This is a genomic window from Dehalococcoidia bacterium (genome assembly GCA_003597995.1).
Taxonomy (GTDB): Bacteria; Chloroflexota; Dehalococcoidia; order Dehalococcoidales; family UBA1222; genus SURF-27.
This window is the reverse complement of record QZJY01000048.1, coordinates 1-15,707: the sequence shown is the minus strand read 5'-3', so window position 1 is coordinate 15,707 and position 15,707 is coordinate 1. Positions and strand designations below refer to the sequence as shown.

The following is a 15,707-nucleotide window of genomic DNA, read 5'->3' as shown; positions in this document are numbered from 1 at the left end:
TGGTTGCCGCTGCTGGTTACTCCAGGTTCCCCGGTGTTTTCAGCGGGCCGGAAATTGCTTCCACCTTCCAATACGAGAATGCTTTGGCTGCCTATATGGTAGTGTTCAGTATAGTGGGTCTGGCCCTTTCGGTGAAATCAGAAAGGGCTTTCCCAAAAGTGTTTTACGCTGTCGGTAACTTTCTCCTGCTGGTGGTATTGCTGAGCACCCTCTCTCGCGGCGGGTGGATTGTCTATCCCCTCGGTCTTGCGACCCTTTTTGCCGGCCTGCCCGGGGCCTACCGCTGGCGGGCCGCTTATCATCTGATTATCTTCCTGGGTTGCGGCCTGGCGGCCACCTATCTGTTTCTGCCCCGGGTACTGGCCGGACACGGCCGCGAGGCTTTGATGTATCTCCTGGTTCTGGCAGCGGTGACGGCGGTTTTGCAATACGCGTACCACCGCCTCGGCCTCTGGTTGGGACGTGACGGGATCGAAGATCGCACCCGGCGTTTGGTCGCGGCCTGTGGGTTTTTGTACCTGGCTGTGGTAGTCTCCTTTTACCTGATCTATGTTGCCTCCACATTGCCGTCAGTTCTGTTTGCGGTACTGCCCGTCCGGGTGGCCCAGCAGGCGGAAACCATCGTCAACCAGAGCACTTCCCTGCCGGAACGGCTGGTGATTACCAGCGACGCACTGAAGATTGCAGCCGACTATCCCCTTACCGGCGCCGGCGGGGGCGGATGGAACGCTCTCTATCACCGGTACCAATCCGACCTGTACTGGACTACCGAGGCGCACAATTATTTTGCCCAGACTCTGGTTGAGGCCGGAACTCTCGGGCTCCTGGCCGTCCTGGTCTTGTGGGGCTGTTTTGTTTGTCTGGTAGTCAGGTTATGGCGCCGTACCGGCCGGGAGGGGGGCGTCTGGATCTCCCTGTGGGCTGCAGCAGTGGCCGCCTTCACTCTTGGCGTGCACAGCGCCTTCGACTTTGATCTGTCCTTTGCGGCCCTGGGCATCCTGCTGTGGGCGCTTTTCGGGGCCGTCCGGGCCGGCGAAGGTCTGACGAAAAGAACCGCCGGTTCAAGAGATACGGGTGTTCCCTATCCTACCGGGCGGCGACTGGCCCTGACCGCCGTGGCGGCTACCCTGGGGGCGGCTTTGCTCTTTGTGCCGGCAGCTTCCCTGCACGCCGCCGGGATTAAAGGCGCCCTGGGCGCCCGGGCCGTGCTCAAGAGCGACCTGGATGCTGCCGAGCGCTATTATATGGCGGCCGTTCGCCTTGATCCCCTTACGGCCAGCTACCCGGCGGACCTGGCTCAGGTCTACGCTGTACAGGCCTTAAAGAAGGATGATGCGGCAAAGCATTTTCGGGCCCTAGCCCAGGCTCAGAAAGCTGCTCTCGCCGAGCCCTACAACCCCCAGGTGCGGGCCAACCTGGTCAACGTTTATCTGCTGCTGAAAGAAGCAGACCTGGCGGCGCGGGAAGCCGAAGCGATGCTCCAAACCAATCCCCTGCTGCCCGGCAACTACGAAATCCTGGGGCGTGTCTGCATAGCCGCCGCCCGTCAGAACCTGGAGCGGGCCAGGGTGGAGCAGGCCAGGGTCTACCTGGACCGGGCTATGGCGGTACCGCAGATAATGGCGGAAAAAAGCGCGGAGGTGAAGAAAAGCTCCCGCCGCTATGCAAAGGGCGATCTTCCGCCTCTTACCCCGGGGGTGCAGTTGGCTGCCGGTCAGGCCCAGTACCTCTCCGGCCGCTACGCCGAGGCCCGGCAGTCGCTGCAGGATGCTTCCCGTGATGAGAAAGTAGGCGCCGAAGCGAAGTTCTGGTTGGCCGCCGCTTACCACCGGTTAGGCGAGGGACGGGAAGCGCAGGCTTTGCTTGCTGAGATGGAAAAACAAAGCGCCGGTATCAGGAAGTCATATCAGGAACTCCTGATTCTGCCGCCGATCTTTTAAGTATATAAGGAGAGGACAACCTGTGAACAAACAAACCCCGGAAGTAACGGAAGAACAGGTCATCGACCTGCGCTCCTATCTCAAAATTCTGCACAAACGGCGCTTGCTGATTATCCTGGTAACGCTGCTTTTTCTCCTGACCGGCGGTATTTTGAGCTTTTTCGTCCTGCCTCCGGGCTACGAAGCCGGTACTCTCCTGCTGGTCACTCAGGCGGCGGACAAGCAACAGGTGGTTAACCAGGGTAACGATACGGGTTCGGTAGTTAACACCGTATCCCGTATTCCTGTCCTGACCATGAATACCTATGTAGGGCAGATCAAGAGCGAAGCTCTGCTGCAGCGGGTTATCGACAAATTGCAGCTTGGTGAGCGGGGCTATACCGCCCGCACCCTGGCCGGTCAGATCAGGGCTGCAACGGCTAAGGACAGCAACCTGATCGAGGTGATAGTAAGCGGTAGCGATCCCAACCTGGCTGCAGATGTTGCCAATACCTTGAGCAGTGAGTTCCTGGAGTTGATCTCGGAAAAAAACAGGGAACAGATGGAGCGGTCCGTCAAGTTCATGCAGGACCAGCAAGCAATTACTGAAAAAGATTTAAGTAAAGCGGTTGAAGAACTGAGAAAATTCAACTCTGAACCGCGGGGTATTGCCTACCTGGAGCAGGAGTTCACCGCCCGTTCCCAGGATCTGAACAGGTACCAGACAGAGTTGGGCCAGGGGCGGGTGGAGATGCAGCAGATGTTGGCGGCGAAGGCCAGTCTGGAAGAAAGCCTGGCTGCTACTCAGAAAACCATCACTACGCAGAAGTATGACCAGCTTCAGGGCAAGGTAGTGCGGAGTGAGGAAATTAATCCGGCTTATACCGCCCTGACTGAAAAGCTTAACGAGAAGAAGATGGCTCTGGCCGAAAAGGAGGCCCAGATGGCAGCGGCGCAAGAAGTGGCGGCCGGCTTGAAAAACCAGGTGGATCAGATTCAGGCCGAGCTGGCCTCCAAGAGAGCCGGACAGGAGCGTCTCCAGGCCGAAGTGAAGCGCCTGGAAGGCACCCGTAATCTCCTGGCGGATAAGACTACCCAGACTCAGATTGCCCGTTCTATTGATCTGGGCAACACCAGCCTGGTGGTGGTTTCTCCGGCAATGGCGCCGGTTGAGCCGGTGAGGCCCAAGAAAAAGCTGAATATGGCCATGGCTTTTGTCCTGGGATTAATGGCTTCGGTAATGCTGGCCTTTGTCCTGGAGTACCTGGATAACACTATCAAGACTCCCGAAGATGTAGCCCGGCACCTGGAGTTACCTGTTCTGGGGACTATACCGGCCGCGAAGCAATTTTAAAGGAGCGAGGCAGGTAAATGAATTTATCCAGAAGCAGGCACAAAAACAGAGAGGAAAATCTCTATGCCTTTACCCAGCCGAAGTCGCCGGTTGCCGAATCTTTCCGGGCGCTGCGCACCAACATCACTTTTGCCGCTCTGGAGCGGCCCTGTCGGACGTTGCTGGTAGCCAGCGTCGGCCCCGGGGACGGCAAGTCTACCGTGACGGCTAACCTGGGCGTGGTTACGGCCCAGGCCGGCAGTCGCGTCCTCATTATAGACTGTGACTTGAGGAAACCGGTTCTGCACAGATACTTTGAAGTGGATAACCACCACGGTCTTACCAATTTGCTGGCCCAGGATCTGGAGTTGCCGGATGTTGTTTGCTCCACCGGTGTGGAGAACCTGTGGGTTTTGACCAGCGGCCCTGTCCCGCCCAATCCGTCTGAACTGCTCGGCTCGCAAAAAATGAAGTCTCTTTTGGGGGAAATTGCCGGGCAGTACGACAGGGTGCTGATCGAAGCGCCGCCGGTTGTTGCTGTCACCGACGCAGCCGTGCTGGCTCCGGTGGTGGATGGCGTGGTGCTGGTGGTAAAGTCCGGCAGTACCCGGATAGATATGGCCAGGGACGCCAAAGCCCAACTGGAAAAAGCCAGCGCCCGCATTATCGGCGTAATACTGAACGAGGTAAAGATGAACGGCGAGGACTCCCGCTATTACTATTATTATGAAGGGAAGGACAGGTCTTCAAAAGAGGTTATACTTTGACTGGGCAATAATTTAACAAAGTCACCTCTGCTTGTATTGCGGAAACGCTGCCGGCTGGTTGTGAGAAACGGGTGAAAGTATATGAACTGCCGAAAAATCTACCTTCTTTGCTGCGACGCCGTGCTGGTGAATCTGGCTGTATTTGCGGCTTTCGCCGTCCGGTTCAACAATTTGGAAGAAGTAATTTTTTACTTGAATCCCTTTATCGGTCTTGTTCCATACAGCACATTGATCTTTCTGGCTATATTCTACACTCATAAATTGTATAACAGGGACTGGGCCTACGCCAGCCTGGGAGAACTGGTGGCCATCGTCCAGTCTTCCACCCTCGGCAGCTTAGGTGTTGTTACCCTGGCCTATTTCCTTCACTATTCTCTGCCCCGCAGCGTGGCCGCACTGATGTGGGCTTTTACCATCTTTCTCATCGGCGGCTCCAGGATGGCCTGGCGAATGTACGTCGAGCGCATGAAGGCAGGCGGCCGCCGGCTGGGCCGCCGGGTACTGATCATCGGTGCCGGGGACGCGGGGACAATGGTGGCTAGGGAGTTGAAATCTCATAACGGCGCCTACCAGCCGGTGGGCTTTATTGATGACGACAAGAACAAGCAGGACCTGACCGTGCTCGGCCTGCCTGTGCTTGGCGGCCGCTCCCGGATCCCCGACGTGGTGAGGCGCTGCGGCGTGGACTTGGTCATCATCGCCATGCCCTCCGTGGGCAATACGGTGATCCGGGAAATCGTAGAAATCTGCCGGGGCGCCGGGGCGGAGTTGAAAATACTGCCCGGCGTGTACCAGATTATTGACGGACAGGTGTCGGTAAACCACCTGCGCCCGGTACAGTTGGAGGACCTCCTGCGCCGGGAGCCGGTGCGGCTCGATCTAAATGAAATCGCCGGCTACCTGCGGGGGGAAACCGTCCTCGTCACCGGCGCCGGCGGTTCCATCGGCTCCGAGCTGTGCCGGCAGGTTGCCGCATTCGGGCCGGGCAAACTGGTCCTCTTCGGGCATGGTGAGAACAGCATCCACGGCATCTGGCTGGAGCTTCTGGGGAAGTATCCGCACTTACCGGTCGACATTGAAATCGCCGACGTCAGGGACAGACCCAAGGTCGAGCACATATTTGGAAAACACAGGCCGGCCGTGGTTTTTCACGCAGCCGCTCATAAACACGTATTCTTCATGGAGATGCATCCTGATGAGTCCGTGAAGACAAACGTTTTCGGTGCCCGGAACGTGGCCGAAGCAGCCGCCGCGGCAGGGACAAAGATATTCGTCATGATTTCCACCGACAAGGCGGTCAACCCATCCGGCGTGATGGGCGCCACCAAACGGATGGCCGAATTGATTATTCAACAAATGAGCCAGATCAGCACAACCAGGTTCACCGCCGTTCGCTTCGGCAATGTGCTGGGGAGCAGAGGCAGCGTGGCGCCGATCTTCCAGCGGCAAATCGAGGAAGGCGGCCCCGTCACCGTCACCCACCCGGAGATGAAGCGCTATTTCATGACCATCCCCGAGGCGGTGCAGTTGGTCATCCAGGCCGGCGCTATGGCCAAAGGGGGCGAGGTTTTTATCCTGGACATGGGAGAGCCGGTCAGGATCGTGGACCTGGCGCGGGATATGATCAAGCTGTCCGGGCTGGAGCCCGACAGGGATATAGCGATCAAATTTACCGGCATCCGGCCGGGAGAGAAGCTCTTTGAGGAAATCCTTACAGCCGAGGAAGGCTCATCCGCCACTCGCCACAAGCGGATCTACACGGCCAGGCAACCCCTGGTGGAAATGTCGGCCCTGGAGTCTGAAATGATTAAACTTGCAAGAAACACTCTGTTCTGCACGGCAGATGATATTTTCAGCGCCCTCGCCAACATCGTGCCGGATTTCAAGAAGTACAGGCGGGAGAAGGCGGGGTAGGACTTGTGGAGCGAGGGGTGCGCATGAGCGGTGCACCAGGTTTGCAGGATCATAACAGTGCGACATTTACCAGCGGTGGCTTGCTGGCACGCAACACGCTTTACAACCTCATCGGTCAAGGGGCGCCTCTGCTGGTGGCTATATTTTCCATTCCGTTTCTTATAAAGGGCCTGGGCACGGATCGCTTTGGTATACTAACCCTAGCGTGGATGGTGATCGGTTATTTTAGCATATTTGACTTAGGACTGGGTCGGGCCCTGACAAAATTGGTGGCGGAGAAGCTGGGAGAAGGTCAGGAGCAAGAAATATCTGCTTTGGTCTGGACCGCCCTGTTTCTTATGCTGCTCTTGGGCTTAGTGGCGGCGCTGGTGTTAAGCCTGCTTTCCCCCTGGCTGGTACGGGATGCGCTCAAAATCCCAGAAGCATTGCAATCTGAAACTCTACACGCTTTCTACCTGCTCGCTCTATCTGTACCAGTTGTCATCAGCACCGCGGGCTTACGGGGTGTCCTGGAGGCGCAACAGCGTTTCGGCCTTATCGCTGCCGTCCACATTCCTGGGAAAGTGTATACATTTGTAGGTCCCTTATTAATATTACCCTTTTCTCAAAGCCTCTTTCCGGTTGTGTTTGTCTTGATGGTGGGCAGTCTAATCATTTGGCTAGTTTATCTGTTACTTTGCCTTTATGTAATGCCCGTGCTACGCCACCGCATTGCAATACAACGTAAGATTTTGGTGCCATTATTGCGTTTCGGTAGTTGGATGACTGTTAGCAACACCATTAGTCCACTCATGGTTACTATGGATCGTTTTTTGCTTGGAGCCTTAATTTCTACTGCAGCCGTAGCCTATTACGCCACACCCTATGAAATGGTCACCAAGCTATGGGTTATTTCTGGTTCAGTGGCGGGAGTCTTATTTCCCGCATTTTCTTTTAGCTTTTTGAAGGACCGTGGCCGCACGGCAATGCTTTTTAGCCGGGGGGTCAAATACGTTTTTTTGGCTTTGTTCCCTATTACTTTATTTATCGTGACTTTAGCGCGCGAGATTCTGGGTCTCTGGCTTGGCAATGAGTTTGCGCAAAACAGCACTTGTGTGTTGCAATGGCTGGCAATCGGTGTGTTTATCAATAGTCTGGGCCAAATAGCCTTTGCGCTAGTGCATGGTGCTGGCCGGCCTGATTTGACTGCCAAGATTCATTTCATAGAACTGCCAATTTATCTGCTCACTTTCTGGTTGTTAGTAGGCAGCTATGGTCTTATAGGTGCGGCCATAGCCTGGATGGTGCGCGTGGCGTTGGATACGCTGTTACTATTTGCTATAGCAAAACGATTTTTAACAATCAGTATAGCTACTATTTGGTGCATGATATTTGCCATAGGAGGGGCACTGTTTATTCTGGCTTTTGCTTCCTTACCAATAGGCCTTACCATGAAGGGGTTTTTCCTTTTGTTTACATTGATTACCTTTGCATTATTTACATGGAATTACATTCTTGACGATATGGAAAAGCAGAATATCTGCTTCGTTTTCAATCGGGCAACTGCAGAAATGGAGAAAATAAAATGAGATTTAACGCTGATATTCAAGTTGAGGAAATCGAGAATTGCTTGTTATGCGGGGAAAAGGGTGTACCGCTTTACCGAGAGATGCATGATCAACTTTCGAATGCACCTGGTAAATGGTCATTTTATAGCTGTTCAGCATGTGCTCTTATATGGTTGAATCCTAGTCCTACTTTTGATGATATTGGGAAGGTTTATACCACAACGTATTGCACCCATACTCTGAATGAGCAAAAACCGATCTTGGACACTTTGCGCGGGAAGATTGAACATGCAATACTCATGACTAATTTTGGATATAATTGCGCTAATGTAAAGCGAGGTCTCAAATGGATTGGTAAGGTTTTTAGCCTAATTGTTCCGTTCAAGGAGATTGTTGGCTCGAACGTCATGTGGCTCAATGGAAGGTTTAGGGGCAAGCTTTTGGACGTTGGCTGCGGTGGGGGGCGATTTCTAGCTAAGATGCGAGAATTGGGGTGGGATGTAGTTGGAGTTGAGCCTGACCAAATAGCCGCCGAAATTGCGAGAGAATATTTTAATATTCCCGTTAAACCTGGTAGACTGGAAGAGATAGATATCCCGGCAAACTCATTCCAAGCTGTTACGGCCAGGCACGTTATTGAGCATGTGCATAACCCTGTTAGGCTGCTGCAAGAATGTTATCGGCTTCTTGCACCTGGGGGAGTATTGGTGATTTTAACGCCGAATGCCGATAGTTTAGGTCACAAGATATTTAAGCGGAACTGGAGTGAATTGGATCCGCCACGTCATCTTTATCTGTTTAGCCCTAAAACATTGACTAATGCTGCCAAGTTGGCCGGGCTTCCTTCGTCAGTACGAATAAGAAGTACTGCTAGGGCAGCTCGATGGACGTGGGCACCAAGTGTTGCCATTCGCTATACTGGAAGATCGGATAATAAAGCTGGCCTCGTAGGAGCAGCACGTTTTGTCTTTTGGGCTATAGAGGAGGCACTGTCTATTTTTGCAGGATCGCATTGCGGCGAGGAGTTAATTTTGATTGCTCGAAAAGATGGTTCGATGGACGATTTATGAAATCTGAAGCTTATGAGATTACAAAATATGGGTAATTAGATTGCATGAAGACTTGAAGATGTAGAGGATGGAAGCAATATTTCTTGCACAGTTTGGAATTCGTAGTTTGAGAAAGGTAGATATACGATTGTATTCGAAAAAATTAATTAGAAAAGCATTACTAAAACTAAGTATGGATAGACTTAGTGCATTATGTTTTAGTGCCATAGAGGTGGTACCAAGGGTTTTTTATGGAGCCGTGATGGGGCGTAGGAGGATTAAATGTAATGGGACATGATCTTGTCAATAGAAAATTAAAAATTTCCGCAGTCGTTGTGAACTATAATAGCGGTTTGCATTTGCGAGAATGCATTGAGGGGCTGTTGCAGAACCTCGAAGTAGAATATAGTTTAGATGAAATCGTCGTAGTTGACAACCAATCTACCGATGGCTCCCTTGCGCTTATTGAATCACATCCCAAGGTAAGGGTTGTACGATCGCACACCAATTCGGGTTACGGAGGAGGTTGCAACATAGGATATGAGCATACGAGCGGAGATATCCTACTATTCATGAACCCCGATGTTACACTGATTTCACCTGTAGAGTGCGTAAGGGCTGCGTTCGAGCTTGATGCTAATTGCGCAGTAGTAGCTCCAGGCATCATTGAACAAGGTAGCTTATGCAATTCGCTTCGGTCATTACCTACGGTATTAAGCGATGCATTATCTGAGCTTGGTATAAATCAATGGGCTGATCATAGATATCATAGATATCAGAGCAATATTGCGATGAATACAACGAAAGATCGTAACTATTTTTTGGGCTACGCGCAAGGATCTGCGATTTTTGTGAGGCGGGAAGCTTTTGTGAGGGCGGGAAAATTTGATGCAAATTTTTTTCTTTACTATGAAGAAGTCGATCTGTACAAAAGATTAGCAGATTTGGGACATAGATTTATATACGATACCAGATGTAAAATAAGGCACGCTTCGGGTGGATCATCAGGTAGTCTGGAGTGGAGAAAGACTGCTATTCGGTACAACTCGAAGCTTAGGTATTTTTCAAAACACGCTTCGAAATTATGGCTAATAGTGCACAAAATACTGATCCTGATAATACTGTTTCTCAAAGTTTTTCTACATTCGTTTTCTGTGTGCTTTCGTCGTGACCATGTTAGCAAATTTCGCGCATACGTGTATGCTATTCAGCTATACGTAAGGGGATATACTCCATGGCAATTATAAACCATAATTATTCAACAAAGAGAATTATCTTAACTAGAAGCAACTTGGCAAATTTATTATGGGCAGTTATGGGACTCTTTTTCCCAGCCATAATGATATATTGGCCACTATTTCAGGGGGTCTTTTCTTCCAGCTTTGGCTTGTTAAGATTATTTGACTTGTATGTTATTTTACTTCTATGCATAACGTTTATCCGTGCGCTCATTCGGGGGAGGGTGCCTGGTACAGATTCCTTAATTCTTCTGGCAGGTCTTTTTCTCATTGTATTGACACGATTTATCAGTGTCCTTTTGTCCCCGCACGCTTCACCTGAACTGTTCTGGTCAATTTTTAGATTTGTTGAGGCTTTTGCTTTGACATGGGTCTTAATCGCCTTGCGAGCCACAGTTTTTGAGCGGATCGTGGTTTGGATGCTTGTTGTGATAACATTTTTTGAAACATTTGCAGGAATTGCGCAGGTAATATTAAGCGGAGGAACTCAAGCTGGAACGGGTCTTGCAAGTGGTCGAGGAATTTACGAACTGCAAATCCTTTTAACTCTTTGGGGTCTTGTTGGCTTAAGTGCTGGTGAAGGCTCTCGAGGCATGAACTCCTTAAAAGTTGTCTTAGGTACGCTCGGTGTAATTGTTACGGTTCTTAGAACAGCGTTTTTTCAACTTGCAATAGCTCTTTTTGTTGTTTATTGGCTAATGCCGAAGCATGGTCGCCGTATTTACAGGCTTATAATTATATTAGGAACTATAATAGTATTTATTTTAGTTGGTTTTGTTGAGCTACAATGGCCACTGATGATCAATCGAATAGAGCAAATCTCTACAATGAGTGGTACAATTGGCGTCCGGCTTGTGTTGTGGCAAGCTGCTTTTTCTGCCTTTCAGTTATATCCGGTCACGGGCATTGGGTCTGGTGCGTTTGGTAGGAATCAGCTTTTTTATTTTGATGCAGCTGGGGTCAGTTTTAGGGAAGGTTATACTGACGAGGGGCTGTCAGTGCACAATACGGTACTAGGTTTTCTTGCCGAGACAGGTATAATTGGTTTGGTAGCTTATTTTATTTATGCGATAGGAATAGCTATAATAGCCCGACGTTTAAGCTGCGCAGCTCCGACTACATTCAATATAGCACTTGCGGGGACAGTGGTTTCTGGAATTATCATTGATTTTATAGCAGCTAGTTCATTCTATCCCATCACAATAACACTAGTTGCACTCCTGGCGTCTCGTTATATTAAGCAAAAAAAAGCATAAAAATTTAAAATTTGTTTATAGAGAGGGGGATGATTATGAACAGAGATTTCGGTGTGGTCATCATTGCACGGGACGAGGAAAACAATATTGGTGATTGCCTTGCAAGTATTTGTTCAGTTGGCGCAGCTCCTGTTTCAGTTGTCGTGGACAGCCGGACGAATGACAATACGGCTGAAATTGCACGGAAGTATACGCCGCTAATAGAAGTGGTGAGTGGTAATCGGGGTAAACTGCGAAACGTTGGTTATAAGAAGCTAAACTTGCCCTATGTGGTATTTGTCGATGCGGACATGCGGATCACTCCCGGTTATTTTGAAGCACTGCATCGGGCGATCACTGAAAATAAGAGATTAGCGTTCGTAGGCGGCGCACAAAAACCCCTTGGGTGTTGCCTTTTTGGAGCTATGGATTGCGAATATTGGAATTATAGACGTGCAATTGGTGCAGGAGGGACAATATTCCGAGTAGAAGCTTTGGATGACGTAGGGGGATTTAGGGACGATCTAAACGTGGGTGAAGACGGGGAACTCGCTCAACGTCTGCTTGGTAATGGCTGGCAGAAAAAGTGGGTTGGGACTGCCGCTTTTGGACATTACTACGCTTCATCTACTAAAACATGGTATAACAAGATGACACATGGAGCAGCGGCTGGCTTTCAACTACGTGGGATATTACGGTTATTGTTAAGTCCAATTATAGGGATGCATGCTGCGTGGGATCGGCGGCAGCCGCATATGGTTTGGTATGTGCCTTTGCGGTCACTTGCGCTTCTCGTCGGTGCGGGGATAAGGCGGGAATACACTCCTTTCACTGAAATTAAAAGGTCTAACTCTTAAATAAAGTCCCATTGGTTCCTGTTAAATTTCTCATAGGAGGCACAGCTAGTGCGTATTCTTATGATTTCAGAGGATTTTCTCCCATACATTGGAGGAATAAGTCACCATGTTATTAAGCTTTCCAGTGCTCTTGCCCGTCGGGGTCATAGCGTGCATTTATTGGCCAGGATTCCATATGGGTATAAACCGGTCAGTACAGAGCTTGAAAGTGTTAAGAACTTATTGGTGCCAACACATACGTTTGAGCAGGGCATTTTGTATGGATTACGTCATGTGGAATTTCTGGCGAGGGGTATTAACAGTATGAAGTCTTTGATGCGGCACAATGAGTTCGATATTGTCCACTGGCATGGGCTTTGGAGTGACAGTGCGTTTGCAGCATATTCACGACGGATTAGCTCGGCAAAATTAGTTTTTACCAACCACAGTTCTATGTTTTTAGAGTTTTTTTCTAATAAACTGAAGTGTAAATTCATCAAGGTGTTTTTGACAAAACCGGATATTTGTATTGCTCCCAGTGTGGAACTGGCCGATAAATATAAATCTGTATTTAAGCATGTCAACACAATATTTATATCAAATGGCGTTGATTTAAAGACATTTGGTAGTCCTTCTGATAAATTAAAGGCACGACTGACGCTAGGTCTTCCTAAAGAGGGTATCATTGTTGCTTGTCCGCGAAGACTCTGTCAGAAGAATGGTGTTCATTACTTATTAAAGGCTATTCCTTACGTGCCTGAAAATCAGCGGCCGCTCTTTGTAGTAGCGGGGGATGGGCCGATGGCGTCTGATTTAAAAAACCTTGCGGAAACACTCAAAGTTACAAAACATGTGCGTTTTGTTGGCGCTATTCCATATGATAAAATGCCTATTTTTTACGCCGCTTCGGATTTTGCCGTTATCCCATCTTTGTTAGAAGCCACGAGTCTTGCTGCCCTTGAAGCAATGGCGGGCGGATTGCCTGTTATTGCGAGTGCGGTAGGTGGCTTAAATGACCTGCTTGAAAACAATGATGCTGGAATACTTGTTCCTCCAGCGAATTCACAGGTCTTGGCTACGGCAATAACTTCGTTAACAACAAATTCAGACAGTAGAAAACGAATGAGTGTTTCAGCAAAAAACTTTGCCTTAAAGTATTCCTGGGATGAAGTTGCACTTCAAACTGAAAATGCATATAAATCACTTTTTTAGTTGTTAAGGTAGGTTGTATATGAAAATATTTGATACTATAAAAAAGCAAGTTGCCAGTCGTGACTACAAAGTAGGTATCATTGGCCTGGGTTACGTTGGGCTGCCGCTTGCGAAACGATTTGGAAAAGCGGGTTTCAAGGTTTTGGGATTTGACGTCGATGCGGAAAAGGTAAGAAGATTAAATGAGGGAAGCAGTTACATCCATCATATCCCTTCAGAACAGGTGTCGGCTTTGGTGCGTTCGGGGCGGTTCGAGGCCACAGCCGATTTTGACAGGTTGCGGGAAGCAGATGCCCTCATAATTTGCGTTCCAACGCCCTTGACCCGCTACCGGGAGCCGGACCTCCAGTATGTGGAAAAGACTGCTGATGCGATAGCTCTTACTTTGCGGTGCGGCCAGTTGGTGTGCCTGGAGAGCACCACTTACCCCGGCACTACCGAGGAGGTTCTTCTGCCGCGTTTTACGGCCGGCGGACTTCGGGTGGGAGAGGATTTTTTCCTGGCCTTTTCACCGGAACGGGAAGATCCGGGTAATAGTCAACACACCCTGGAAAAGGTTCCAAAGGTTGTTGGCGGGGTGACCCCTGAGTGCAGGGAACTGGCATGCACCCTGTACAGCCAGGTCATCGACCGGGTGGTTCCGGTTTCGTCCACCCGGGTGGCTGAAGCGGCGAAGCTCCTGGAAAATATTTATCGCTCCGTTAACGTTGCTTTAGTAAATGAATTAAAGGTTACCTTTGACCGTATGGGCATTGATATATGGGAAGTTATTGAGGCTGCCAAGACCAAACCGTTTGGGTTCCAGCCTTTCTACCCTGGTCCAGGGCTTGGAGGCCACTGTATTCCCATCGACCCCTTTTATCTTACCTGGAAAGCGCGGGAGTACGGGATTTCCACCCGTTTTATCGAGCTTGCCGGGGAGATCAACCATGCCATGCCGGCCTACGTGGTGCAGAGGCTGGCTGACGCCCTCAATGAGCGCGGCAAGGCAGTGAAAGGAGCTAAGATCCTGGTGCTGGGGGTTTCATATAAAAAAGATGTCGGTGACCTCCGGGAGTCTCCTTCCCTTGAAATCCTTGAAATTTTGCTGGCCAAGGGCGCCCGGGCGGATTACAGTGACCCTTACTTTCCGCGCCTCCCAATTGTGCGCCGCCACGAACTCGAGATGGAATCGGTACCGCTCACTGAGGATTCTGTTAAAAAATACGACGCTGTTTTGGTGGCAACAGACCATTCTATGTTCCCGTATGAGATGATCCACAATGGGGCTTCGCTTATTGTGGACAGCCGTAACGCGTTTCGACAGAGGGGCCTCGTGGGCGCGCACGTGGTTGGAGCATAACTTAATATGCTCTATATATCCTTTTGGAGTTATAGGTCCGGCGAAAATATTGTAAGAGGTGCGCCATGCGCGTTTGGTTGATTACTGTAGGAGAACCGCTGCCGATAGATGAGGCCGGTGACAGGCTTCTTCGCACAGGTATATTGGCAAACTTATTGGTGGCAAAAGGTCATGAAGTAGTTTGGTGGTCTTCCACTTTTGATCATACCAGGAAGAAACAAAGGTTTGATATTGACACTTCGATCGATATAAATAATCGTTTTCGGATTAATTTGTTGCATTCGGTAGAATACAAGAAAAATGTTTCGCTTCGCCGTATTATAAATCACTATGGAATAGCACGTAAATTTGCAATTATGGCAGAACAAGAGCAGAAGCCCGACATCATTTTATGCTCTCTGCCGACATTAGAATTGAGTTTGGTTGCAACGGAGTATGGGAAGAAAAAAGGTGTCCCCGTCGTTCTCGACGTGCGTGACTTGTGGCCGGACATATTCCTGGAGATGGTTCCTGCATGGGGGCGTTGGTTGGTAAAATGGATCTTGAGGCCCATGTTTAAGACCGCCGGCGCAGCGTGTGCCGGTGCTGCTGCGATTACCGGTATTACCCCGGCTTTTGTTGATTGGGGCGTAAATTATGCGAACCGGGCGCGTTCAGATTTAGACCGGGAGTTTTCAATGGGTTACTGTGAAGTGCCCCCTGATCAAAAAGATGTCATGGAGGCGGAAAAGTTTTGGGAGAAGCATGGGATAAGAAAAGATAACAGTGAGTTTATTGCTTGTTTTTTTGGCGCCATGGGTCGCCAATTTGAATTGGGAACTATCATAGAAGCTGCTCGTAAATTAAAAAAACAAAATCGTTCTTTCCGTTTTATATTGTGTGGGAGCGGTGATAATTTTGCTTATTACAAAAATCTAGCAATAGACTGTGATAATGTTGTTTTCCCCGGTTGGGTTGGCGCGGCGGAAATATGGACTCTGATGAGAATTGCCTCGGTGGGGCTGGCTCCTTATTTAAGCGTTCAAAATTTTACTATGAATTTGCCAAATAAACCACTTGAGTATCTTTCTGCCGGCTTACCTGTTGTTTCAAGTTTAAATGGCGTTTTGAGAGATTTATTATTTACTTATGACTGTGGGGTGACCTATGCTAATGGTAATTCTGATGACTTAGTATCTATTTTGGTTAATTTATACGATCACCCCGAGCGACTCAGAAAAATATCGGAAAATGCCCATGCTTTATATAAAGAAAAATTTATCGCTGAAAAAGTTTACAATAATATGATTAGTCATTTGGAATTAGTATGTGAAAA

Annotated in this window: 12 protein-coding genes; all 12 read left to right on the top strand. The window is 49.5% G+C overall.

Features of this window, described 5'->3' with window-relative positions; translation table 11 throughout:
• Window positions 1-1,940, top strand: a 1,940-nt coding sequence (locus tag C4542_06315; protein RJO61501.1) for a polymerase, incomplete at its 5' end; no start/stop codon positions are given.
• Between the two features lie 22 nt (window positions 1,941-1,962).
• Window positions 1,963-3,273: a lipopolysaccharide biosynthesis protein gene (locus C4542_06310; GenBank protein RJO61500.1), complete on the top strand. Its 1,311-nt coding sequence runs from the start codon at window positions 1,963-1,965 to the stop codon at window positions 3,271-3,273.
• Window positions 3,274-3,290: 17 nt separating this feature from the next.
• The gene (locus tag C4542_06305) at window positions 3,291-4,019 is read left to right on the top strand and encodes a polysaccharide biosynthesis tyrosine autokinase (GenBank protein RJO61499.1); all 729 of its coding nucleotides are present in this window, start codon (window positions 3,291-3,293) and stop codon (window positions 4,017-4,019) included.
• 81 nt (window positions 4,020-4,100) lie between these two features.
• The gene (locus C4542_06300; protein RJO61498.1) at window positions 4,101-5,933 is read left to right on the top strand and encodes a polysaccharide biosynthesis protein; all 1,833 of its coding nucleotides are present in this window, start codon (window positions 4,101-4,103) and stop codon (window positions 5,931-5,933) included.
• A gap of 23 nt (window positions 5,934-5,956) precedes the next feature.
• Entirely contained in the window at window positions 5,957-7,501 is a 1,545-nt protein-coding gene (locus C4542_06295) for a flippase (protein RJO61497.1), read from the top strand.
• Entirely contained in the window at window positions 7,498-8,550 is a 1,053-nt protein-coding gene (locus C4542_06290; protein ID RJO61496.1) for a class I SAM-dependent methyltransferase, read from the top strand. The genes C4542_06295 and C4542_06290 overlap by 4 nt, the downstream gene beginning before the upstream one ends.
• A gap of 266 nt (window positions 8,551-8,816) precedes the next feature.
• Window positions 8,817-9,776 (top strand): glycosyltransferase family 2 protein, encoded by a 960-nt coding sequence (locus C4542_06285; protein RJO61495.1) that lies wholly within the window; start codon window positions 8,817-8,819, stop codon window positions 9,774-9,776.
• Window positions 9,764-11,023: an O-antigen ligase family protein gene (locus tag C4542_06280; protein ID RJO61494.1), complete on the top strand. Its 1,260-nt coding sequence runs from the start codon at window positions 9,764-9,766 to the stop codon at window positions 11,021-11,023. Before C4542_06285 ends, C4542_06280 begins: the two co-directional genes overlap by 13 nt.
• Window positions 11,024-11,052: 29 nt before the next feature.
• The gene (locus C4542_06275) at window positions 11,053-11,859 is read left to right on the top strand and encodes a glycosyltransferase family 2 protein (protein RJO61493.1); all 807 of its coding nucleotides are present in this window, start codon (window positions 11,053-11,055) and stop codon (window positions 11,857-11,859) included.
• 60 nt (window positions 11,860-11,919) lie between these two features.
• Window positions 11,920-13,050, top strand: coding sequence for a glycosyltransferase family 1 protein (locus C4542_06270; protein ID RJO61492.1), 1,131 nt, complete (start codon window positions 11,920-11,922; stop codon window positions 13,048-13,050).
• Between the two features lie 19 nt (window positions 13,051-13,069).
• Complete coding sequence (locus C4542_06265) at window positions 13,070-14,392, top strand: nucleotide sugar dehydrogenase (GenBank protein ID RJO61491.1); 1,323 nt, start codon at window positions 13,070-13,072, stop codon at window positions 14,390-14,392.
• A gap of 65 nt (window positions 14,393-14,457) precedes the next feature.
• The coding region (locus C4542_06260; protein RJO61490.1) for a glycosyltransferase WbuB at window positions 14,458-15,707 on the top strand (1,250 nt) is incomplete at its 3' end.

Coding starts and splice junctions, on each gene's coding strand:
- C4542_06305 (RJO61499.1), top strand. CDS start 3,291: ATGAATTTATCCAGAAGCAGGCACAAAAACAGAGAGGAAAATCTCTAT.
- C4542_06300 (RJO61498.1), top strand. CDS start 4,101: ATGAACTGCCGAAAAATCTACCTTCTTTGCTGCGACGCCGTGCTGGTG.
- C4542_06295 (RJO61497.1), top strand. CDS start 5,957: ATGAGCGGTGCACCAGGTTTGCAGGATCATAACAGTGCGACATTTACC.
- C4542_06290 (RJO61496.1), top strand. CDS start 7,498: ATGAGATTTAACGCTGATATTCAAGTTGAGGAAATCGAGAATTGCTTG.
- C4542_06285 (RJO61495.1), top strand. CDS start 8,817: ATGGGACATGATCTTGTCAATAGAAAATTAAAAATTTCCGCAGTCGTT.
- C4542_06280 (RJO61494.1), top strand. CDS start 9,764: ATGGCAATTATAAACCATAATTATTCAACAAAGAGAATTATCTTAACT.
- C4542_06275 (RJO61493.1), top strand. CDS start 11,053: ATGATTATGAACAGAGATTTCGGTGTGGTCATCATTGCACGGGACGAG.
- C4542_06270 (RJO61492.1), top strand. CDS start 11,920: ATGATTTCAGAGGATTTTCTCCCATACATTGGAGGAATAAGTCACCAT.
- C4542_06265 (RJO61491.1), top strand. CDS start 13,070: ATGAAAATATTTGATACTATAAAAAAGCAAGTTGCCAGTCGTGACTAC.